Here is a 20899-nt window from a genome sequence, read left to right on the forward strand (position 1 = left end):
CACTGAACCCACGTCCCATCGGGAGCTGACTGTGAACCGCCGACCTGCCTTGCTCGCGGTGGCCGCGCTGACGACTGCCGCGGCTCTGTCGCTCTCCGCCTGCGGTGGCGGAGACGGCGACTCCAAGAGCGACGACAAGATCGAGGGTGCCGGGAACAGCGAGACGAAGTCGCCGTCGCCGAAGGCTTCCGAGGACGCGATCGACCGTCCGGTGATCAAGCTGCCCAAGGGCGTGAAGAACGTCTTCGAGGGCGGCGAGACCGGAGAGCCGAAGAAGGACGCCGTCCTCGCGGACAGTGAGCGCCGCATCAACTCCTTGGACGAGGCGGTCACCGTCGACGCGAAGGAGCACCCGGCGCTGAAGTTCTATTCGTCGGGCGAGGCGCTGGTTTCGGCGGCGACGTACATCAAGGGCTTCTATGACGAGGACAGGTCGTTCGTAGGGACGTCGCGCTACTACAACCGCAACGTCACCATCCTGAAGAAGGGAACCGCCGCGGTGACCTACTGCATGGACTCGAGCAAGACCTATCCCATGAACCGGAAGACCAAGAAGGTCGACCGGTCGATTCCGGCCTCGGACAAGGACTACACGTTCTTCAACACCAGGCTGGAGAAGAACACCAAGGGCGTCTGGCAGACGACATCGGTCACATCCATCGAGGCGGCGAAGCAGTGCAGGTGACACAGCGGTTCGTACGGTACGTGGTGGCCCCGATGGCCGGGCTGTCCCTGGTGGCAGTGCCCGGCGTCGCGCAGGCGAGCGGCGGCAAGGGCGGCGGCAAGCACGTCGAGGGCAGCGGCAAGGGTGACATGAAGGACGGTGTCATTCGTGCCGAGACCCGGGTGACCACGTCGGGCAACGGGACCAACAGCAAGGGCAAGACCGGCACCCTCACCGCGGGTGACCACAACTGGACGCCGCCCGCCTGCTGGTACGAGCCCGCCTTCTCGCCGAAGGAGATCGAGGCGCAGGTCAAGGCCTGGCGCGGGCTCGACCTGCCGTTCCTCAGCGGGATCGGCGACTTCGTGGGCGACGTGCTGGACAGCCGCTACAAGGACGGCAAGCCGTACAAGGACTACAACCTCGACAAGCAGGGCAAGGGGATGTTCTGGGCGGCGGTGAAGAACCCCAACCGCCCGGACGACCCCGCGGCCAACGCCTGCAACAAGCAGCCGTTCTGGGTCGATGAGGGCGAGGACTCCGGCGAGCCTCTCGCCGTCAGCCCGCAGGTTCTCGCGGAGTACGCCTACGACGAACTCGAGATCCCCAGCACCAAGGTCACCCTCGCGCCCGAGGGCGAGACCAAGGTCAATCTCCCGACGTGGGCATGGCTCGACAAGGCCAGGTTCAAGAAGCTCTCGGTGACGGCGAGCCTGCCCGACACGAACCTGTCGGCCACGACGACCGCCACCCCCGAGTCGCTGCGGATCGAGCCCGGAACGAAGGACGCCGAGACGTACCCCGCCGGCGGCGTGTGCAAGATCGGCAAGGACGGCCGCATCGGCGAGCCCTACGCCAAGGGCAACGCGAAGAAGACGCCCCCGTGCGGCGTGAAGTACCTGCGGTCGTCCGGCGACGGGTCGTACGACCTGAAGGCCACCATCACCTGGAAGGTCAGCTGGACGAGCACGACCGACCCGGGTGAGCACTCGATGCCCGACGGCGAGTTCGGCGCCGACCAGAACGTCGTCGTCAAGGAGATCCAGTCCATCAACCGTTGATGACTAAGGCATGAGTGACCTGATGAGGCCGCCCCGGCTGCGTGTGCGCTGGGGCGGCCTTCTCGCGAGCGCTGAGGGCGACTCGCGATGACTTCTCGCTGCCGGGCGGGGCCATGCCGCCTATGAATCCGATTGGTTGTGTACGAGCACTGGAACGTTGGGGGCAAACGCGTCCACGGCAGCCAGGAGTCGCTCCGGGTCAAGGCGCCAGAGATTGATCGGTCGGCTGGCGAGGAGAAGTTCGTATTCCACGTGTGGAGCGATTCGCTCGGCTGATATCTGCGTCATCTTGCTGTTCGGTCCCGGGAGTTGCGGGGCCCCCGGCCGACGGTTCAGGCCGATGTGGTCGATCCCTTGACCGGTTGTCTGCTGATGCCAGACGACCACGGATGTGATGTCCGCCCACGGCACGAAGGCCTTCTGCTTCTCGTACTTGGCCGGGGCCCCGCCGAGCAGCACGCCTTCACTGTCCACTCGCAGCGCCACCAGCTGCTTCTTCCATCCCGCACCGGACAGCAGCTGGAGGGGAGTGCGGAGGAAAGTCGCTTCGTACACGCGTGGATCATTGTTGATCATGGGGGAACCTGTCCGTGGTGAGGGGGTGGGGCGTCGTCCTCGGTTGCGTAAGCAGTAAACCCGAGGGCTGCGGGTTCACGCCTTGCGCCTCAGCCACTGCCCCGGCGTGCGGCGCGGCGGGCGGGCCACGATGTCGCCGCCGGTCGACTTGCCGGTCAGCACCACGCGTAGGCGTACCGGAACCTCCGGGCCGGTCACCGAGGCGATCTTGACTTCGCCGCGGGTGTACGTGATGTCGTCGGCGTCGACCACGATGCCCGGGCCGGTCACCAGGGTCAGATTGCCGCCGATGCGCAGGTCGAGGGCGATGTGCAGGGTGTCGTAGCTGATCACGGCCTCGGTGAAGTCGAGCTTGAGGTCGGTGAACATCAGCCGGATCTCCATCCGGTGGGGAACCAGCCAGCGCCCGGCGCGCTTGCCCTCGCCGAAGCGCTGGTCGATCCGGATCACCTCGCGGGCCTGCGGCGGCATCCCTTCGAGCGGCAGGTCGGCGGTCAGCTCCGCCAGGTCGGAAGCCGTGCGCGCGGCCAGCGCCGCCTCGACGCGCTCGTCCAACTCCTCGCCCGTCAGCCGCCCGTCGCCCGCCGCGACCCGCAGGATCTCCACGGCGAAATCCCGGTCCCGGTGCGAGACCCGCTGCTCGGCCACGGGGCGACGGGGTACGGAATCGTCTGTTCTGGAGAGATCGCCTGGCATGGATCCAGTGTGGTGTCGGGCTCCGGGGACCGGCAACGGCCAGTCGGAAGAATGGGTGATTACCCTGACGGATCTCGGGGTGCCGTGGAGTCCTCAGGGGTGCTGTGCGCGCAAGCGGTCCAGCGCCGACCGACTCTCGGGGTTCGCCGCGCGGTAGATCAGCACCCGCTGGTCCGGGTCCTGGAGCGGCACCAGTACGTCGAAGTCCACGGTGATCGTGCCGACGGCGGGGTGGTGCAGCACCTTGGTCCCGCGGCCGTTGACCTTGACGTCCCCCTCCGCCCACAGGCGGGCGAAGTCCTCGTCGCGGGTGGTGAATTCGGTGATGAGGTCGGTCAGGGCCCGGTCGTCCGGGTGTGTGGCCCAGGCGGCGCGCAGGTGGGCTATGCCCTCGCGGAGGGTGTGTTCGCGGTCGTCGTAGAAGCCGCGCATCGACGGGTGCAGCAGGCACAGCCACATGGCGTTGCGGTGCAAGGGCGGGAGGGTGTCGAAGTCCGGGAGCAGGGCGGCCATTTCGGGGTTCCGGGCCAGGATGTCGTAGCGGTGGTTCATCAGCATGGCCGGGTGCGGGGACAGGTCGGTGACCAGGTGGGCCAGGGGCGGGGGCGCCGTGGTGGTGGGCTTGTCCGGGGCGCCGGGGTGCTGGTGGGTCAGGTTGAAGAGGTAGGCGCGTTCGTCGGGAGGCAGGCGCAGGGCGTGGGCCAGGGCCTGGACCACGTGGGCCGAGGGGCGCAGGCCGCGGCCCTGTTCCAGGCGTACGACGTAGTCGGTGCTGACCCCGGCCAGTTCGGCGACCTCCTCGCGGCGCAGGCCGGGGGTGCGGCGGGCCCGGCGGCGTGCGGGCAGGGGGAAGTCGTCGGGGTCCAGGCGTTCGCGCCTGCTGCGCAGGAACGCGGCCAGCTCCTGGGTCGTGTCCAGGACGGGGGTCGTCACGGTCCGTCCAACGGGCGGGGCACGATCGGCATTCCCGGGGCCCCCGGGGCCAGGGCGGGACGATGTGACGCAGTCGTTCGTATGACGGATGTGGCCCCCGCCCCCCGGCGATTAGGCTCACGCGCTATGACGCAGCCTCCCGGCCAGCCGCCCCAGGATGGATTCGGCGCCCCGCAGCCCCAGCCGAACCAGCCCCAGCCGCCCCTCCCCGGCCAGCCGCCGGCCGCCCCGCCGCAGCCCCCGGGCCAGCCCGGCTACGGCTATCCGCAGCAGCCCCCGGCCCCGCACGGAGCCCCGCCCGCAGGACCGTACGGTCAGCCCCAGGACCCTTACGGCCAGCCGCAGGGCCAGGACCCCTACGGCCAGCCCCAGGGCCAGGACCCGTACGGGAACCCCCAGGGCCAGACCCAGGCCATGCCCCCGTACGGGCAGCAGCCTCCGTACGGGCAGCCCCAGTTCGGCGCCTACCCGCCGCCGCCCCCGGGCGGCGGTGACGCGAAGAAGCGGAACGTGATCATCGCGGTCGCCGTGGCCGCCGTGCTCGTCATCGGAGGCGGCGTCTTCTTCCTCGTCAGCGGCGGTGACGACGACAAGGACGACAAGGACAAAAAGCCGCAGGCGGACAAGAGCGCGTCCGGCGAGGTGACGCCGGGTGCGCCCGCCGAGTCGGCCGGGCCCTCCGAGGACGCGGGTGACGAGACCCCGTCCCTGCCGTCCACCGAACCCACCACCGGGATACCCAGCAGCCCGGGCGGCGGTGGCATCGGCGGCGATGACGACGACGGGCCCGCGCCCTCCACCGGGTACAAGGGGCAGTGGCAGAACGAGAAGCTCAAGACCCTCACCATCGCCGACAAGCAGACCACAGGACAGGCCGCGGGCAAGCACATCGTGTCCTACCTCGACCCCGGCGGTGACGGCATGTGCACCGGGCTCGGGCAGGACCGCGCCGGGGGGAAGTTCCGGCTCGCCCTCAAGTGCGGCAGCGGGACCAACGAGAAGTTCATCGGCGCCGATCTGTCCCGCTCCGGCGATTCCGTCGTCATGGACTGGGACAAGGGCGGCTCCGACACCCTCAAGTGGGCCGGGGGGCTCGACTGACCCGAGGCTTGACCCACGGCCTGCCCCAGGGCCCGACCCAGGGCCACGGCCTCACCCCCCGCCCCACCCCGACGTGAGCCCGAAGTTCCCCGCCGGTCACCCACCGGCACAGGGCTGAAACGCGCCGTCCCTACCTTCGGGATCATCAGCCGCTTGCCGGGGAGGCGTGGGATGAGTACCGAAGGCAGCAGGACGCAGCAGCGCGGGTCGTCGTGGATTTCGCGGTGGGATCCCGAGGACGAGGAGTTCTGGGAGCGGGAAGGGGCCCGCGTCGCCCGGCGCAACCTCGTCTTCTCGATCCTGTCCGAACACATCGGGTTCTCCGTCTGGACCCTGTGGTCGGTCATGGTGCTGTTCATGGGGCCGGAGTACGGGATCGACCCGGCCGGGAAGTTCTTCCTGGTGTCGATGGCCACCCTGGTGGGCGCCGTCGTCCGGGTCCCGTACACCTTCGCCGTGGCCCGCTTCGGCGGGCGCAACTGGACCGTGATCGCCGCCTCGATGCTCCTGCTGCCCACCGTCGCGGCCTTCGTCGTGATGGAGCCGGGCACCTCGTACTCGACCTTCATGGTGTGCGCGCTGCTCACCGGCGTCGGCGGCGGCAACTTCGCCTCCTCCATGACCAACATCAACTCCTTCTTCCCGCTGCGGAAGAAGGGCTGGGCCCTCGGCCTCAACGCCGGCGGCGGCAACATCGGCGTTCCCGTCATGCAGCTGATGGCCCTCGCCGTCATCGGCGCCAGCGGCGGGCCCCGGGTGCTCCTCGGGATCTACATCCCGCTCGTCGTCGTCTCCGCCGTCTGCGCCGCGCTCTTCATGGACAACATCGCGGCCGTGAAGAACGACACCGGGGCCGCGCGCGAGGCCCTGCGCGACCCGCACACCTGGATCATGTCCCTCCTGTACGTGGGGACGTTCGGGTCGTTCATCGGGTACAGCTTCGCCTTCGGGCTCGTACTCCAGACCCAGTTCGGGCGTACGCCCCTGGAAGCCGCCCAGATCACCTTCCTCGGGCCGCTGCTCGGCTCGCTGATCCGACCCGTCGGCGGGCGGCTCGCCGACCGGTTCGGCGGGGCCCGCATCACACTGTGGAACTTCGTCGGGATGGCGGCGGCGACGGGTGTCGTCGTGGTCGCGTCCATGCGGGAGTCGCTCGCCCTCTTCACGGGCGCGTTCGTGGTGCTCTTCGTGCTCAGCGGGCTCGGCAACGGCTCCACGTACAAGATGATCCCGGGGATCTTCCACGCCAAGGCGGTCCGCGCCGGGCTCGCGGGGGAGGAGGCCGCGCGCTACGGGCGGCGGCTCTCCGGGGCCTCCATGGGGCTCATCGGGGCCGTCGGCGCGCTCGGCGGCCTCGGGATCAACCTCGCCTTCCGGCAGTCCTTCCAGACGGCGGGCACGGGCACGGGCGCCTTCGTCGCCTTCCTCGTCTGCTACGCGGCCTGCTTCGCCGTCACCTGGGCCGTATACCTTCGCCGCCCCGCCGCACCGGCCGCCGAGTCCACGCCGACGGCGGGGAGCGCGCCGCAGCGCGTGTACGCCGAGGTGTGAGCCGTACACCCGGCCACGACGAGTCGCAGGTCACGCACGCCGGGAAGCGGCGTAACACGGCGGACATCGGCGTGATCCGCGACCGTCACCCGGCGTTGGCAGGCTCGGGGACCCGGACAGCCGGGGAGAGGAGGGAAGCGATGGACGACAGTCAGCGGCACGGGCCCCTCTCCGGGTTCACCGTCGGCGTCACCGCCGCCCGCCGCGCCGACGAGCTGGGCGCCCTGCTCCAGCGGCGCGGCGCCACCGTCCTGCACGCCCCCGCCCTGCGCATCGTGCCGCTCGCTGACGACAGCGAACTCCTGACGGCGACCAAGGAGTTGATCGTCGACGCCCCCGACGTGGTGGTCGCCACCACCGCCATCGGCTTCCGCGGCTGGGTCGAGGCCGCCGACGGGTGGGGGCACGGGGAGGCGCTGCTCGAACGGCTGCGGGGGGTCGAACTGCTCGCCCGCGGGCCGAAGGTGAAGGGCGCCGTGCGGGCCGCGGGGCTCACCGAGGACTGGTCGCCGTCGTCGGAGTCCATGGCCGAAGTGCTGGACCGGCTCCTCGGGGAAGGCGTCGCCGGGCGGCGCATCGCCCTGCAACTGCACGGGGAGCCGCTGCCCGGCTTCGTGGAGGCCCTGCGCGCGGGCGGCGCCGACGTCGTCCTCGTCCCCGTCTACCGCTGGCTGCCGCCCGCCGACCTCACCCCGGTCGACCGGCTCCTCGACGCCGCCGTGAGCCGCGGCCTCGACGCGCTGACCTTCACGTCCGCGCCCGCCGCCGCCTCGCTGTTCGCGCGGGCCGAGGAGCGGGGGATGGCGGCCGAGCTGACCGCCGCGCTCCGCCACGACGTGCTGCCCGCCTGCGTCGGCCCGGTCACCGCGCTGCCGCTGCAGACCCGCGGCCTGGACACCGTGCAGCCCGAACGCTTCCGGCTCGGCCCGCTCGTCCAGCTCCTGTGCCAGGAGCTGCCCGGCCGGTCCAGGTCGCTGCCGATCGCCGGGCACCGGGTGGAGATCCGGGGGCACGCGGTGCTCGTCGACGGGGAGCTGCGGGCCGTGCCGCCCGCCGGGATGGCGCTGCTGCGGGCCCTTGTGCGGCGGCCCGGCTGGGTCGTGGCGCGCGCCGAACTCCTGCGCGCGCTGCCGGGCGCGGGCCGCGACGAGCACGCCGTCGAGACGGCGATGGCCCGGCTGCGGACGGCACTCGGCGCGCCGAAGCTCATCCAGACCGTCGTCAAGCGCGGCTACCGGCTGGCGCTCGACCCGGCGGCCGGGTCCAAGTACGCCGACTGAGCCGCGCCCGCGCCGCCCCCGCGCCCCCGGCCGAACACCACGAGCGCCCGCACGAGGAACCCGAGCGCGAGGGTGCTCAGGAGCGCTCGCACCACGTTCCACGCCACCCACTTGTCCTCGAAGTCCGCGCGCACCGCGGCCGGATCGGCGATCTTCGCGGGGTCGCCCGCGTCGGCGAGCTCGTTGTTCAGGGGGATGTTCACCGCGACCGTGAGAGCGAACGTGAGGAAGTACGCGAGCAGCGCCGCGAGCACCCACCAGCGCACCGGGCCGCGCCGCAGCATCCAGGCCGCCACCCCCGTGAGCAGCAGCGCGCCCATGAAGCTCGCGAAGAACACCGCGTTCTCGAACGCCGCGTTGATGTCCTGCATGACCTCGATGTACGCACGGTCCGAGCTGCGCGCGAGGCCCGGCATCACGCCGCACGCGAAGATGTAGAAGGTCCCGGCGATCAGGCCCATGGCCACGGTCGCGGCGCCCAGGACCAGGCCGGTGCCGCGGCTCCTGCGTGCCGCCGTCGTGTTGCGTGCTGTCGCCACGTTTTCGTTCATGCCCCGAGTCAAGCGGGCGGCGCGGGCCCCGACCATCGTTCAGAAGCGCGGCCGCATACGCGCGCGTCTGCACCACCCCCGGTGGCAGGGGTTCCGATGGCGCCCGTGGGCGGGCACTGTAGGGGTACGGCACTCACCGGCACACCCCAAGGGCGGTGAAAGGCGCATGGTGTTGGGTGCGACTACCAAGTCCGCGACCCCTGCTGCGTACCACTCCACGTTCCACGAACTCCGCTTCGACGCCGGCCGGCCCTGCCTCGACCTCGTCGCCACCGCCCACCCGGTGGAGCGCCTCGGCGACGTCCGGCGGCTGCGGGCCTGGCTGGCCGGTGCGGGCCTGGTCCCGCAGGGCACGCCGCTGCCAGGGGCCGACGTGACCTGGCTCGCCGCCTTCCGGGAGCTGCGCGGACACATCGCCCAGCTGGTCCGCGCCGAGCTGGCCGGACGGCCCGCCGACGCCGCGCTGGCCCGCGTCAACGCCCTCGCCGCCGCGGCCCCGCCCGCCCCCCGCGCGGTCCGGCACCCCGACGGCACCCTGACCCGCGCCCTGCACGGCGCCCCCGGCCGCACGGCCCTGCTCGCCGCCGTCGCCAGGGACGCCGTCGAGCTGCTCACCGACCCGGTGGCCCGGTCGCTGCTTCGCCAGTGCGCGGGCGACAACTGCGCCATCGTCTACCTGGACACCTCGCGCGGACGGCGCCGCCGCTGGTGCTCCAGCGAGGTGTGCGGCAACCGGGAGCGGGTGGCCAGGCACCGGCGGCGCGCGGCACTCGCGCGGGCCTGACAGGCGCGGCACTCACCGGGGCACGGGACTCGCCCCGCCCGGCCCGGGAACTTTCACCCCCACACCGGGACATCCCGCGCCCCGGCCCGGAATTCCTCGCCCCCCGTTGAACGGACGCCGCTCCGGGGCCGTACGTCCAGGGTGACCAGCCAGCAGGGCCGATCACGCGGAGAGTACGGCCGACATGGGCAGCCGAGACGAACAGCGGACAGCGGAGGCAGACGTGCGCAAGGATTCCGCCGTGGCCGATGAACGCCCGCACCGACGACATCGACTGACGCCGACTTCCGTGCCGGGGCCGGACGAGGAACTCATGCGCGCGCTGTACCGGGAGCACGCGGGACCACTTCTCGCCTATGTGCTCCGGCTTGTGGCGGGGGACCGGCAGCGCGCCGAAGATGTCGTACAGGAAACGCTCATCCGTGCCTGGAAGAACGCCGGTCAGCTCAACCGAGCTACCGGTTCGGTACGCCCCTGGCTGGTGACGGTCGCGCGTCGCATCGTCATCGACGGCCACCGCAGCCGGCAGGCCCGGCCGCAGGAGGTCGACCCGTCGCCGCTGGAGGTCATCCCCGCGGAGGACGAGATCGATAAGGCGCTGTGGCTGATGACGCTGTCGGACGCGCTGGAGGACCTGACTCCCGCGCACCGGGAGGTACTTGTCGAGACCTACTTCAAAGGGCGTACGGTCAATGAGGCGGCCGAGACACTGGGCATACCCAGCGGGACAGTGCGCTCGCGGGTCTTCTACGCGCTGCGCTCGATGAAGCTTGCGCTCGAGGAGCGGGGGGTGACGGCATGAGCACGCCGTACGACGCACACGGCCAGGGCCCGTGGGGTCCCGGCTCCGGCTTCGGCGGCGGCGGGTCCGGCTCGGGCTCCGGTCCGGGCGACGTGCACGAGACCGTCGGCGCCTACGCGCTCGGGATCCTCGACGACGCCGAGGCCACCGAGTTCGAGGCGCACCTCGCGGGCTGCGACCTCTGCGCGCGCCAGCTGGAGGAGTTCTCCGGCATGGCTCCGATGCTTGCGGCCCTCGCGGACTTCCCCGGCGCGGGCGCCGGTGTCGCGGGCCCCGGTGTCGTCGGCGCCGTGCCGTCCCAGGCGTCCGCCGCCCACGGCCCCCTGCGCGGCGCCCCGCAGATCGGCGAACAGCTCGCCACCCGGCCGAGCCCGCGGCTCGCGGACCGGCTGGTGGACGAGGTCGCGGTCAAGCGCGCCCAGCGGCGCAGGCGCGGCATGTACCTGGTCGCGGCGGCGGCCGCGCTGATCATCGGCGGTCCGCTCGCGGTGTTCGCGGTCAGCGACGACGACGGCGGTACGAAGGAGGTGGCGGGCGCCGACCCGCACCCCACCTCGCCCGCCGAGGACGCCTTCTTCAACCACATGGACGACAAGATCGCCGCCACCGACCCCAAGACCAAGGTCACCGCGACGGTCGGCACGGAGAAGAAGGCCTGGGGCACGCACACGGTCCTGGAGCTGAAGAACGTCAAGGGTCCGCTGAAGTGCTCGCTGATCGCGGTCGGCAAGGACGGCAAGAAGGAGACCGTGACGACCTGGTCGGTGCCCCAGTGGGGCTACGGCATCAAGGACAGCCCGCACCAGGCAGCGCAGAACCCGCTGTACGTGCACGGCGGCGCCGCGTTCGACCGCGACGACATCGACCACTTCGAGGTGCGTACGTTCGACGGCGAACGGCTGGTCGAGGTGGACGTCTGACCACGGGCGGAACTGCGGCGCACGGCCCGACGACTGCACAACCGGGGTCCCTTTCGCGTACGGTGGACGGCTGCTCAATACGGGCAGCAGCACGTCAGGAAAGGGGCCCCGGTGGCCGACGTACGCGAGCGCGAGATCAGTGTCGAACAGGAACACCTCGACCAGGTCTACCGCCGCCTCGAAGAGAAGATCCACGAGGCCGAGTTCCTGATGAACGACGCGGCCAAGCGGTCCCAGGTGGGCACGCCGGGCGCGCTGGCCGAGCGGGACGCCCAGGTCTTCCGCGCGGGCGTCCATCTCAACCGGCTGAACAACGAGTTCGAGGACTTCCTCTTCGGCCGTATCGACCTGTTGCTCGGCAAGGACGGCAAGAAGGGCCCGGACGGCGCGTACACCGCCGTGGAACCGGCCGAGGGCGCGGTGCGCACCGAGGAGTCCGGCAGCTACGCCGACATCGCCGAGACCCTGCACATCGGCCGCATCGGCGTCCTGGACGCGGACTACTCGCCGCTGGTCATCGACTGGCGCGCGCCCGCCGCCGCGCCGTTCTACCGCTCGACCCCGGTCGACCCCGGCCGGGTGGTGCGCCGCCGCGTCATCCGCTCCAAGGGCCGCAGGGTCCTCGGTGTCGAGGACGACCTGATGCGCCCGGAGCTGACGGCGTTCCTGAACGGCGAGGAGCTGCCCGTCATCGGCGACGGCGCCCTCATGGCCGCGCTCGGGCAGGCCCGCAGCCACTCCATGCGGGACATCGTGGCGTCCATCCAGGCCGAGCAGGACCTGGTGATCCGGGCCCCGGCCGCTTCGGTGACGTACGTGGAGGGCGGCCCCGGCACCGGCAAGACGGCCGTCGCCCTGCACCGCGCCGCGTACCTCCTCTACCAGGACCGCCGCCGCTACGCGGGCGGCATCCTCATCGTCTCCCCGACCCCCCTCCTGGTCGCCTATACCGAGGGCGTCCTGCCCTCCCTCGGCGAAGAGGGCCAGGTCGCCATCCGCGCGGTCGGCTCCCTGGTCGACGGCACCGAGGCCACGGTCTACGACACTCCGGCAGTGGCTCGTGTCAAGGGTTCGTCGAGGATGCTGAAGGTCCTGCGGAGGGCGGCACGAGGAGCGCTGGAAGGCGCTGCCGCTACAGCTGTGGGCAGTCGTGCCGCTGGGGCGGCTCCCGACCCAAAGAGAGCAGACCCGCACCCGCCGACGGCGAACACTCACCAACTGGCCTTCGGCGAGGAAGAGCCCGAAGCCGCAGGCGAGGCGGAAGGGCGCCCGGGCACCCCCACCCGCCTACGCGTAGTCGCCTTCGGCCGCCGCCTGGAGCTGGAAGCCGACCAGCTGAACCGAATCCGCCAGACGGCCCTGAGCGGAACGGCCCCCGTCAACCTCCTCCGCCCCCGGGCGAGGAAACTCCTCCTGGACGCCCTCTGGGCCCAGTCCGGCGCGGCCGGAAGACACGACGACCCCGAACTCGCCGCCGAACTCCGCTCGTCCTTCGACGACGACATCACCTCCGAGGACGACTTCCTCGCGTTCCTAGAGGCCTGGTGGCCCGAACTCACCCCGCGCGCCGTCCTCACCGCGATGGCCGACGAACGCGCCCTGAACCGCTGGGCCCGCCGGATCCTGAACCCCGGCGAGGTCCGCAAGGTCGCCCGCTCCCTGCGACGCGACGCCCTGTCCGTGCACGACGTGGCGCTCCTCGACGAGCTGCAGGCGATCCTCGGCACTCCGCACCGCCCCCGCAAGAAGAAGGACCTGGACCCGCTCGACCTGCTCACCGGCCTGGACGAGCTGATGCCGCAGCGCGAGGAGTCCCAGCGCGAGCGCGCCGAACGCCTCGCGGCGGAACGTACCGAGTACGCCCACGTCATCGTCGACGAGGCCCAGGACCTCACCCCCATGCAGTGGCGCATGGTGGGCCGCCGCGGCCGGCACGCCACCTGGACGGTCGTGGGCGACCCGGCGCAGTCCTCCTGGTCCGACCCGGACGAGGCGGCCGCGGCCCGCGACGAGGCCCTCGGCACCCGACCGCGCCGCCGCTTCACCCTCACCGTCAACTACCGCAACCCGGCCGAGATCGCCGACCTCGCCGCGAAGGTCCTCGCCCTCGCCATGCCGGGATCGAAGGCGCCGTCGGCGGTCCGCTCCACCGGCATCGAGCCGCGTTTTGCGACAGTTAACAAGAGCCAGGGCGCCGGGGGCCGCGACCAGGACCTCGGCGGGGCGGTGCGCGAGGAGGCGGCGCGGCTGCTCGACCGGGTCGAGGGCACCGTCGGCGTCGTGGTGGCCATGAGCCGCCGCGAGCAGGCCGCCCGCTGGCTCGCCGGGCTGGGGGAGCGCGTGGCGGCGCTCGGCAGCCTGGAGGCCAAGGGCCTGGAGTACGACGCGACGCTCGTCGTGTCGCCCGCCGAGATCGCCGACGAGTCCCCGGCGGGCCTGCGCGTCCTGTACGTGGCGCTGACCCGCGCCACGCAGCAGCTCACGGTCCTTTCGGGGGAACGCGACGAGCCGGACGGCCAGGGCGTGCCGGACCTGCTGCGGGAGTGAGCGTCACGGCGGCGCGCCGTGGGCCGGGGCTGATTCCGCGGGAGGGGAATTGCCTTACGGGGTTCGTTTGTTACCGTTGATGTGGCACCGGCCCGATCCAAGCCCCCGGGCCCAACCTTCGTCGCTACGAGCGACCACTTGCCGCGAGGCGAGCATGGCGGGTCGGTGTCACTGAACGTCAGAAGTACGGAAGAGGTCCGCGTCACTCGGTGGCGCGGACCTCTTTCTGTTTTCTTCAACTTCTCGTATGGTGGAAGTCGTTTTCCGAAAGTGGAGTGAACAAAACGTTCGTAATCCGATGCGGCTACCGCGTACTCAGGGGTAGGTGCGACGATCGGACGGCAACAGCTACAAGGTGAAAGCAGAGGAAGTCCGCCATGGCAACGGCGCCCAGCGTCTCCTACTCGATGACGGTCAGGCTGGAGGTGCCCGCGAGCGGAACCGCGGTCTCCCAGCTCACCACGGCCGTGGAGTCCTCCGGCGGCTCGGTCACCGGCCTCGACGTCACGGCGTCCGGCCACGAGAAGCTCCGTATCGACGTCACGATCGCCGCGACCTCCACCGCGCACGCCGACGAGATCGTCGAGGAGCTGCGCGGCATCGAGGGCGTCACCCTCGGCAAGGTCTCCGACCGTACGTTCCTGATGCACCTCGGCGGCAAGATCGAGATGCAGTCGAAGCACCCCATCCGCAACCGCGACGACCTGTCCATGGTCTACACCCCGGGCGTCGCCCGCGTGTGCATGGCGATCGCCGAGAACCCCGAGGACGCGCGCCGCCTCACCATCAAGCGCAACTCCGTTGCGGTCGTGACGGACGGCTCCGCGGTGCTCGGCCTCGGCAACATCGGCCCCAAGGCCGCGCTGCCCGTGATGGAGGGCAAGGCGGCCCTCTTCAAGCGCTTCGCGGGCATCGACGCCTGGCCGCTGTGCCTGGACACCCAGGACACCGACGCGATCGTCGAGATCGTCAAGGCCATCGCCCCCGGCTTCGCGGGCATCAACCTGGAGGACATCTCCGCGCCGCGCTGCTTCGAGATCGAGGCCCGCCTGCGCGAGGCCCTCGACATCCCCGTCTTCCACGACGACCAGCACGGCACCGCGATCGTCGTGCTCGCCGCCCTGACCAACGCGCTGCGCGTGGTGGGCAAGGGGATCGGCGACGTGCGCGTGGTCATGTCCGGCGCCGGCGCGGCCGGTACGGCCATCCTCAAGCTGCTGCTCGCCGCGGGCGTCAAGCACGCCGTCGTCGCCGACATCCACGGCGTCGTGCACGCGGGCCGCGAGGACCTGGTGGCCGCCGCGGCCGACTCGCCGCTGCGCTGGATCGCCGACAACACCAACCCCGAGGGCGTCACCGGCACGCTCAAGGAGGCCGTCGCCGGCGCCGATGTGTTCATCGGTGTATCGGCCCCGAACGTGCTCGGCGGCGACGACGTGGCGGCCATGGCGGACGACGCCATCGTGTTCGCGCTCGCGAATCCGGACCCCGAGGTCGACCCCGCAATCGCCCGCCAGACGGCGGCAGTTGTGGCCACCGGACGGTCCGACTTCCCCAACCAGATCAACAACGTCCTGGTGTTCCCGGGCGTCTTCCGCGGCCTGCTCGACGCCCAGTCGCGCACGGTCAACACGGAGATGATGCTGGCCGCGGCCACCGCCCTGGCCGACGTGGTCACCGAGGACGAGCTGAACCCGAACTACATCATCCCCAGCGTCTTCAACGACAAGGTCGCGGGCGCGGTCGCCGGTGCGGTGCGCAGCGCCGCCAAGGCCGCCGGGGCGGCTGTGACGGGTACCACGGCCTGACAGCACGGCGCGTCGCGGAACGCGGCGCCGACAACGGCCCTCTAGGGTGGCGGGACGCGGGCCGCAGGGCCCGCGCGGCCCGACCGCCCCCTTCAGGGGCCCTGCGCCGGCCCACGCCGGACCGTCAGGGCATGCGGTCCGGCACCGGGAGCGGACGGAGCGTCACCATTTCGAGGCAACTGCCGAGAAACGGCGCTTTTCGTGTGACTCCCACGGGTGCCGGATTGGCTTTCCCGCCGCAGGTGGGGGCAGGATGCGTCTCTGGGCGCGAGGGTCTGATGACGGACCCGGGTCCGGGGCCCGCCTGAGGACCCTGGCAGCATCGGCTTCGCTGTGCCCGATATGCGGCTCCGCCGCGAGGCACGCCTCAACAGCAAGAAGAACACGGGAGTACAAACATGAACCGCAGTGAGCTGGTGGCCGCGCTGGCCGACCGCGCCGAGGTGACCCGCAAGGACGCCGACGCCGTGCTGGCCGCGTTCGCCGAGACCGTCGGCGAGATCGTGGCCAAGGGCGACGAGAAGGTCACCATCCCCGGCTTCCTGACCTTCGAGCGCACCCACCGTGCCGCTCGCACCGCCCGCAACCCGCAGACCGGCGAGCCGATCAACATCCCGGCCGGCTACAGCGTCAAGGTTTCGGCGGGCTCCAAGCTCAAGGAAGCGGCCAAGGGTAAGTAACCCTGAAGCAGCGAAAGAGGGCGGCCACCCCGTGGGGTGGCCGCCCTCTTTGCGTGCCGTCGAAAGAGCTTTAGCCCAGCGCGGCCTTGCCCGGGAGCTCGACCTTCGCGCCGAGTTCCACGAGCTTGTCCATGAAGTTCTCGTAGCCGCGGTTGATCAGGTCGATGCCGTGGACGCGGGAGGTGCCCTGGGCCGCGAGGGCGGCGATCAGGTACGAGAAGCCGCCGCGGAGGTCCGGGATGACCAGGTCGGCGCCCTGGAGCTTGGTGGGGCCGCTCACGACCGCGGAGTGCAGGAAGTTGCGCTGGCCGAAGCGGCAGTCGGAGCCGCCGAGGCACTCGCGGTAGAGCTGGATGTGGGCGCCCATCTGGTTCAGCGCGGAGGTGAAGCCGAGCCGGGACTCGTAGACCGTCTCGTGGACGATGGACAGGCCCGTGGCCTGCGTCAGGGCGACGACCAGGGGCTGCTGCCAGTCGGTCTGGAAACCGGGGTGGACGTCGGTCTCCAGGGCGATGGACTTCAGCTGGCCGCCCGGGTGCCAGAAGCGGATGCCCTCGTCGTCGATCTCGAAGGCACCGCCCACCTTCCGGTAGGTGTTCAGGAACGTCATCATCGAGCGCTGCTGGGCGCCGCGGATGTAGATGTTGCCCTCGGTCGCCAGCGCCGCGGACGCCCACGAGGCGGCCTCCAGGCGGTCCGGCAGCGCCGCGTGGTTGTAGCCGCCGAGCTTGTCGACACCGGTGATCCGGATGGTCCGGTCGGTGTCCATGGCGATGATCGCGCCCATTTTCTGCAGGACGCAGATCAGGTCCTCGATCTCCGGCTCCACCGCGGCGTTGGAGAGTTCCGTCACACCCTCGGCGAGCACGGCGGTGAGCAGGACCTGCTCGGTGGCGCCCACGGAGGGGTACGGCAGCTTGATCTTGGTGCCGCGCAGGCGCTGCGGGGCCTCCAGGTACTGGCCGCCCTCACGCTTCTCGATGGTCGCGCCGAACTGCCGGAGCACCTCGAAGTGGAAGTCGATCGGCCGGCCGCCGATGTCGCAGCCGCCGAGGCCCGGGATGAAGGCGTGCCCGAGGCGGTGCAGGAGCGGCCCGCAGAACAGGATCGGAATGCGCGACGAGCCCGCGTGCGCGTCGATGTCGGCGACGTTCGCGCTTTCCACGTGCGAGGGGTCGAGCAGCAGCTCGCCCGGCTCCTCACCGGGGCGGACCGTGACACCGTGCAGTTGCAGCAGGCCGCGTACGACGCGGACGTCGCGGATGTCCGGGACATTGCGCAGCCGGCTCGGAGCGCTTCCGAGCAGGGCGGCGACCATGGCCTTGGGCACGAGGTTCTTCGCGCCGCGGACGCGGATCTCACCCTCCAGCGGGGTTCCGCCATGGACAAGCAGTACGTCTTGGGTGCCGGTGACGGTCATGAATCTCGCGTTCCGATGAGGTGGACGGGGGGACCAAAGGGCCAAGCGTAATGGCCGCCCACCCCCCTCAAGTAAGCCCGAGGGGGCCTCAGACACGTCATGACTCCGCAACAACACGAACCGTGCGGAACCGGACGCTCACGGTCACGGGGGCAATCAGCCGTTCCGTCGGCCCCGGCAGCCGCTGAGCTGCGTTCCCGTCCGTCGGTCGATTGGCTCCCCGCGGGGGCCCGGGATGCGGGATCATGTCTGGCATGACCGAGGTGTCCTCGCTCACAGGGCGGCTGCTCGTGGCCACGCCGGCCCTGTCGGACCCCAATTTCGACCGCGCGGTGGTGCTGCTCCTCGACCACGACGAGGAGGGCTCCCTGGGCGTGGTGCTCAACCGTCCGACGCCGGTGGACGTCGCGGACATCCTGGAGGGCTGGGGCGACCTCGCGGGCACGCCCGGCGTGGTCTTCCAGGGCGGCCCGGTCTCGCTCGACTCCGCCCTCGGCGTCGCGGTCATCCCCGGCGAGGAGGGCCCCCTCGGCTGGCGCCGGGTGCACGGCGCGATCGGCCTCGTCGACCTGGAGGCCCCACCGGAACTCCTCGCCTCCGCCCTCGGCAGCCTCCGCATCTTCGCCGGGTACGCGGGCTGGGGCCCGGGCCAGCTGGAGGACGAACTGGTCGAGGGCGCCTGGTACGTCGTCGAGTCCGAGCCGGGCGACGTGTCGTCACCGGACCCGGAACGCCTGTGGCGAGCGGTCCTGCGCCGCCAGCGCAGCGAACTGGCGATGGTGGCGACGTACCCGGACGACCCGTCGCTGAATTGACGCACCGGTAAGTTTCAGCCCCTCCGGCGTTTGAGGAGCGGGGGTCTGGGGGCGGAGCCCCCAGTTTCGGGAAGGGGCGGGCTTGGGGAAGGCCCCGCAGGGCTACCCACCCCGCACCTGCAAATACCGCTCCGCCAACGGATGCGGATCCCGGGCCGGTACGGCCAGGTGGACGGCGACCGGCGGAGCGTTCTTCAGGCGTACGTAGCGCAGGCCCGGGTGGGAGTGCCTGCGGGCGACCGGCTCCGGCGCGACACCGACACCGTGCCCCGCGACCACCGCCTCCAGCCACTCGTCGAAGTTGTCGGCGGTGCAGGCGAGCCGCGGGCGTCGGCCGACGGGCCACAGGTCGGGGCGGGTGGTGCCGGTGACGGTGTTCACGACCAGGGGCACCGCCGCCAGCTCCGCCCAGTCGACGACCCTGCGGTGCGCCAGGTCGGCCGAGCCGCGGGCCACGACGGCGATGCGCGGCTCATACAGGAGCACCCGGCCGCGGACCTCCATGCCCGGCGGGATCTCACCGCGTACGACCGCGATGTCGCACACCCCCGACGCGAGCCCGGCCAGCGGCTCGGAGCGCCGCACCAGCCGCACGCCCGCGCCGGTCTGCGCCCTGAACGCGGCGGTGAGCGGGCCGCAGGCCTCCGGCAGGAGCGAGGTGAAGCCGAGCCGGAGGAGCGGGGGCCCGCCGCGGGCGGCGCCGAGGGTCGCGTCCAGGCGGGAGAGCAGCGGCCCCAGTTCGTCCCGCAGGCGGCGGCCGGCGTCGGTGAGTTCGACGCTGCGGGTCGTGCGGTCCAGAAGCCGGGCGCCGAGGGCCTTCTCCAGGGCGCGCACCGTGCGCGTCAGCGCGGGCTGACCGATCCGCAGGACGGCGGCGGCGTGCGTGAAGCTCAGCTCGTCGGCTACGGCGAGGAAGGCGCGCAAATGGCGCAGCTCGACCCCGTCGAGGGCGGTCCCGGAGTCCGATGCATTCATGCCTTCGGAGCATAAACCCACCTCCGTGGGCATTTCCCCGAACAACCGGAGACTGCCTACGTTTCTGGCGTTGCTTCTCGGCGGCGCGTGCCCGTGCCGCGCGACGGACGAAGGGGTGGGGTGCGGTGCGCCGGATATGGCTGCTGATGCTGGGGGCCTTCACGTTGGGGCTCGACGCCTACGTGATGGCGGGGCTGCTGCCCGTGGTCGCGGACGACCTGGACACGACCGTGTCCCTCGCCGGACAGATGGTCACGGTCTTCACGCTCGCGTACGCGGTGAGCGCGCCGCTCGTCACGGGCCTCCTGGCGGGCGTGCGCCCCCGCGTGCTGCTCATCGCCGCGCTCGCCGTCTTCACCCTCGGCAACGGCGCGACCGCGCTCGCGCCGGGCCTCGCCGTGCTGCTCGTCGCGCGCGCCGTGGCCGGGGTGGGCGCCGGGGTCTACTCGGCGCTCTCCACGGCCGCCGCCGCGTCCCTCGCCGGTCCTGAGCGGCGCGGGCGGGCCCTCGCGCTGATCATGGGCGGCATGAGCTCGGGCACGGTCCTCGGGGTGCCGCTCGGGGTGCTGCTGGCCGACCACGCCTCGTGGCGCTCGACGATGTGGCTGGTCACCGGGCTCGGCGCGGTGGCGCTCGTGGGGCTCGCCATCGGACTTCCGCAGGTGCCGGCCGCGCCGCCGGTGCCGGTGCGGGCGCGGCTCGGGGCGCTCGCCGACCGGGCCGTCCTGCCGGTCGTCGGCGTCTCCTTCCTGGGCGCGGTGTCGAGCCTCGGCCTCTACACGTACCTCGCGCCGGTCCTGGAGGCCGTCGGCGGTGTGGGCGAGGGCGACGTGGCGCCGTACCTCTGGGCGTGGGGGATCGGCGGGGTGCTCGGCAGTGTGCTCGCGGGGCCGCTCGTGGACCGGTGGGGGAGGCTGTACACCCTGGTCGCGGGCCTGATGGCGGCCCTGGTGGTGGCGGAGCTCGCCGTGGCGCCGCTCGGCGCGGCGGCCTTCCCCGCCCTCGTGCTCTGGGGCGCGGTCGGCTGGGCCCTGCAAGTGCCGCAGCAGCACCGCCTTTTGGCGCTGTCCGCCGAGCGCGGCACGGTGGCGCTCGCGCTGAACAACTCCGCGCTCTACCTCGGCAGCGCCGTCGGCTCCGGCGCCGCGGGGCTCGCCCTGTCGGCCGGTCTGGGGGCGGACGCGCTGCCGTGGGTGGCGGCCGGGGTGGCCGCGCTGGGGCTCGTGCTGCACGCGGTGGCGGCGCGTGCGCGGCGCACGGGGCCGCAGCCGGGCGGCTCGGACGGCAGCCGCTGCCAGGACGCGCCCGGCGTGAGTACCCTTGGCACCTATGAGCACTCTTGAGCCCGAGCCCGAGCGCGGGGCAGGTACGGGGACCCTCGTAGAGCCGACGCCACAGGTGTCGCACGGTGACGGCGACCACGAGCGCTACGCGCACTACGTCCAGAAGGACAAGATCATGGCGAGCGCGCTCGACGGTACGCCCGTCGTGGCGCTGTGCGGCAAGGTGTGGGTCCCCGGCCGCGACCCGAAGAAGTATCCCGTCTGTCCCATGTGCAAGGAGATCTACGAGTCCATGGGAGCGGGCGGCGACAAGGACAAGGGCGGCAAGGACGGCAAGAAGTAGCTGGCGGGGGCGCCCTGGGCGTCCTTCGTCTGGGGCTTCGCCCCTGTCCCCCTTTTTGGCGCTTCGCGCCTCGTCCTCAAACGCCGGACGGGCTGGAACGGCCCCGTCC

General features: G+C 71.7%; 20 protein-coding genes. 14 read left to right on the forward strand and 6 right to left on the reverse strand.

Annotated features, from left to right (window positions below; genetic code table 11):
* The first annotated feature begins 31 nt into the window (after positions 1–31).
* Entirely contained in the window at positions 32–685 is a 654-nt protein-coding gene (locus ACFVHO_RS13365) for a hypothetical protein (protein ID WP_385713086.1), read from the forward strand.
* A complete protein-coding gene (locus ACFVHO_RS13370; RefSeq protein ID WP_385713088.1) occupies positions 682–1725 on the forward strand; it encodes a hypothetical protein in 1044 nt (347 codons plus the stop codon). The genes ACFVHO_RS13365 and ACFVHO_RS13370 overlap by 4 nt, the downstream gene beginning before the upstream one ends.
* Positions 1726–1845: 120 nt before the next feature.
* Here the strand turns inward: ACFVHO_RS13370 and ACFVHO_RS13375 are convergent, their stop codons facing one another.
* The 3 genes from ACFVHO_RS13375 to ACFVHO_RS13385 all read right to left on the reverse strand — a co-directional run bounded on the left by ACFVHO_RS13375 (position 1846) and on the right by ACFVHO_RS13385 (position 3930).
* The gene (locus ACFVHO_RS13375; RefSeq protein WP_385713090.1) at positions 1846–2301 is read right to left on the reverse strand and encodes a hypothetical protein; all 456 of its coding nucleotides are present in this window, start codon (positions 2299–2301) and stop codon (positions 1846–1848) included.
* 75 nt (positions 2302–2376) lie between these two features.
* A complete protein-coding gene (locus tag ACFVHO_RS13380; RefSeq protein ID WP_385713092.1) occupies positions 2377–2949 on the reverse strand; it encodes a DUF1707 domain-containing protein in 573 nt (190 codons plus the stop codon).
* Between the two features lie 141 nt (positions 2950–3090).
* On the reverse strand, positions 3091–3930 hold the full coding sequence (locus ACFVHO_RS13385; protein ID WP_385713094.1) for a helix-turn-helix transcriptional regulator: 840 nt from the start codon (positions 3928–3930) through the stop codon (positions 3091–3093).
* Positions 3931–4056: 126 nt separating this feature from the next.
* Here ACFVHO_RS13385 and ACFVHO_RS13390 point away from each other — a divergent pair, with 126 nt between their 5' ends.
* The 3 genes from ACFVHO_RS13390 to ACFVHO_RS13400 all read left to right on the forward strand — a co-directional run bounded on the left by ACFVHO_RS13390 (position 4057) and on the right by ACFVHO_RS13400 (position 7862).
* Positions 4057–5031: a hypothetical protein gene (locus tag ACFVHO_RS13390; RefSeq protein ID WP_385713095.1), complete on the forward strand. Its 975-nt coding sequence runs from the start codon at positions 4057–4059 to the stop codon at positions 5029–5031.
* Positions 5032–5202: 171 nt separating this feature from the next.
* Complete coding sequence (locus ACFVHO_RS13395; RefSeq protein WP_385713097.1) at positions 5203–6582, forward strand: nitrate/nitrite transporter; 1380 nt, start codon at positions 5203–5205, stop codon at positions 6580–6582.
* A gap of 140 nt (positions 6583–6722) precedes the next feature.
* Positions 6723–7862 carry a uroporphyrinogen-III synthase gene (locus tag ACFVHO_RS13400; protein WP_385713099.1) on the forward strand — a complete coding sequence of 380 codons (1140 nt, stop codon included), beginning with the start codon at positions 6723–6725 and terminating at the stop codon, positions 7860–7862.
* On the opposite strand, the gene ACFVHO_RS13405 is transcribed toward ACFVHO_RS13400, so the two are convergent.
* A complete protein-coding gene (locus tag ACFVHO_RS13405) occupies positions 7814–8413 on the reverse strand; it encodes a DUF1772 domain-containing protein (RefSeq protein WP_385713101.1) in 600 nt (199 codons plus the stop codon). The two genes, ACFVHO_RS13400 and ACFVHO_RS13405, sit on opposite strands and share 49 nt — an antisense overlap.
* Positions 8414–8579: 166 nt before the next feature.
* On the opposite strand from ACFVHO_RS13405, the gene ACFVHO_RS13410 reads away from it, so the two are divergent.
* From ACFVHO_RS13410 to ACFVHO_RS13435, 6 genes are all read left to right on the forward strand, one after another.
* Positions 8580–9197, forward strand: coding sequence for a CGNR zinc finger domain-containing protein (locus ACFVHO_RS13410; protein ID WP_385713103.1), 618 nt, complete (start codon positions 8580–8582; stop codon positions 9195–9197).
* A 184-nt stretch (positions 9198–9381) separates the two neighbouring features.
* The gene (locus ACFVHO_RS13415; RefSeq protein WP_289950216.1) at positions 9382–9999 is read left to right on the forward strand and encodes a sigma-70 family RNA polymerase sigma factor; all 618 of its coding nucleotides are present in this window, start codon (positions 9382–9384) and stop codon (positions 9997–9999) included.
* Positions 9996–10919 (forward strand): anti-sigma factor family protein, encoded by a 924-nt coding sequence (locus ACFVHO_RS13420; protein WP_385713105.1) that lies wholly within the window; start codon positions 9996–9998, stop codon positions 10917–10919. The genes ACFVHO_RS13415 and ACFVHO_RS13420 overlap by 4 nt, the downstream gene beginning before the upstream one ends.
* A 111-nt stretch (positions 10920–11030) precedes the next feature.
* Positions 11031–13466 carry a HelD family protein gene (locus ACFVHO_RS13425; protein WP_385713107.1) on the forward strand — a complete coding sequence of 812 codons (2436 nt, stop codon included), beginning with the start codon at positions 11031–11033 and terminating at the stop codon, positions 13464–13466.
* 377 nt (positions 13467–13843) lie between these two features.
* The gene (locus ACFVHO_RS13430; RefSeq protein WP_385713109.1) at positions 13844–15274 is read left to right on the forward strand and encodes an NAD-dependent malic enzyme; all 1431 of its coding nucleotides are present in this window, start codon (positions 13844–13846) and stop codon (positions 15272–15274) included.
* 398 nt (positions 15275–15672) lie between these two features.
* Positions 15673–15954: an HU family DNA-binding protein gene (locus tag ACFVHO_RS13435; protein WP_016645140.1), complete on the forward strand. Its 282-nt coding sequence runs from the start codon at positions 15673–15675 to the stop codon at positions 15952–15954.
* A 70-nt stretch (positions 15955–16024) separates the two neighbouring features.
* Here ACFVHO_RS13435 and murA read toward each other — a convergent pair whose 3' ends face one another.
* Positions 16025–17374, reverse strand: a complete 1350-nt coding sequence (murA, locus tag ACFVHO_RS13440) for a UDP-N-acetylglucosamine 1-carboxyvinyltransferase (RefSeq protein ID WP_385713112.1) — start codon at positions 17372–17374, stop codon at positions 16025–16027.
* A gap of 254 nt (positions 17375–17628) precedes the next feature.
* Here murA and ACFVHO_RS13445 point away from each other — a divergent pair, with 254 nt between their 5' ends.
* Positions 17629–18189 carry a YqgE/AlgH family protein gene (locus tag ACFVHO_RS13445; RefSeq protein WP_385713114.1) on the forward strand — a complete coding sequence of 187 codons (561 nt, stop codon included), beginning with the start codon at positions 17629–17631 and terminating at the stop codon, positions 18187–18189.
* 102 nt (positions 18190–18291) lie between these two features.
* Here ACFVHO_RS13445 and ACFVHO_RS13450 read toward each other — a convergent pair whose 3' ends face one another.
* Positions 18292–19164, reverse strand: coding sequence for a LysR family transcriptional regulator (locus tag ACFVHO_RS13450; RefSeq protein ID WP_385713116.1), 873 nt, complete (start codon positions 19162–19164; stop codon positions 18292–18294).
* Positions 19165–19289: 125 nt separating this feature from the next.
* Between ACFVHO_RS13450 and ACFVHO_RS13455 the strand changes: the two genes are divergently transcribed.
* Together ACFVHO_RS13455 and ACFVHO_RS13460 are read left to right on the forward strand one after the other, a co-directional pair.
* Positions 19290–20507 carry an MFS transporter gene (locus ACFVHO_RS13455; RefSeq protein ID WP_385713118.1) on the forward strand — a complete coding sequence of 406 codons (1218 nt, stop codon included), beginning with the start codon at positions 19290–19292 and terminating at the stop codon, positions 20505–20507.
* Complete coding sequence (locus ACFVHO_RS13460) at positions 20494–20790, forward strand: DUF3039 domain-containing protein (protein ID WP_033263869.1); 297 nt, start codon at positions 20494–20496, stop codon at positions 20788–20790. Before ACFVHO_RS13455 ends, ACFVHO_RS13460 begins: the two co-directional genes overlap by 14 nt.
* The last annotated feature ends 109 nt before the right edge of the window (positions 20791–20899 follow it).

It is taken from the genome of Streptomyces sp. NPDC127108, assembly GCF_042677545.1.
Lineage (GTDB): Bacteria > Actinomycetota > Actinomycetes > Streptomycetales > Streptomycetaceae > Streptomyces.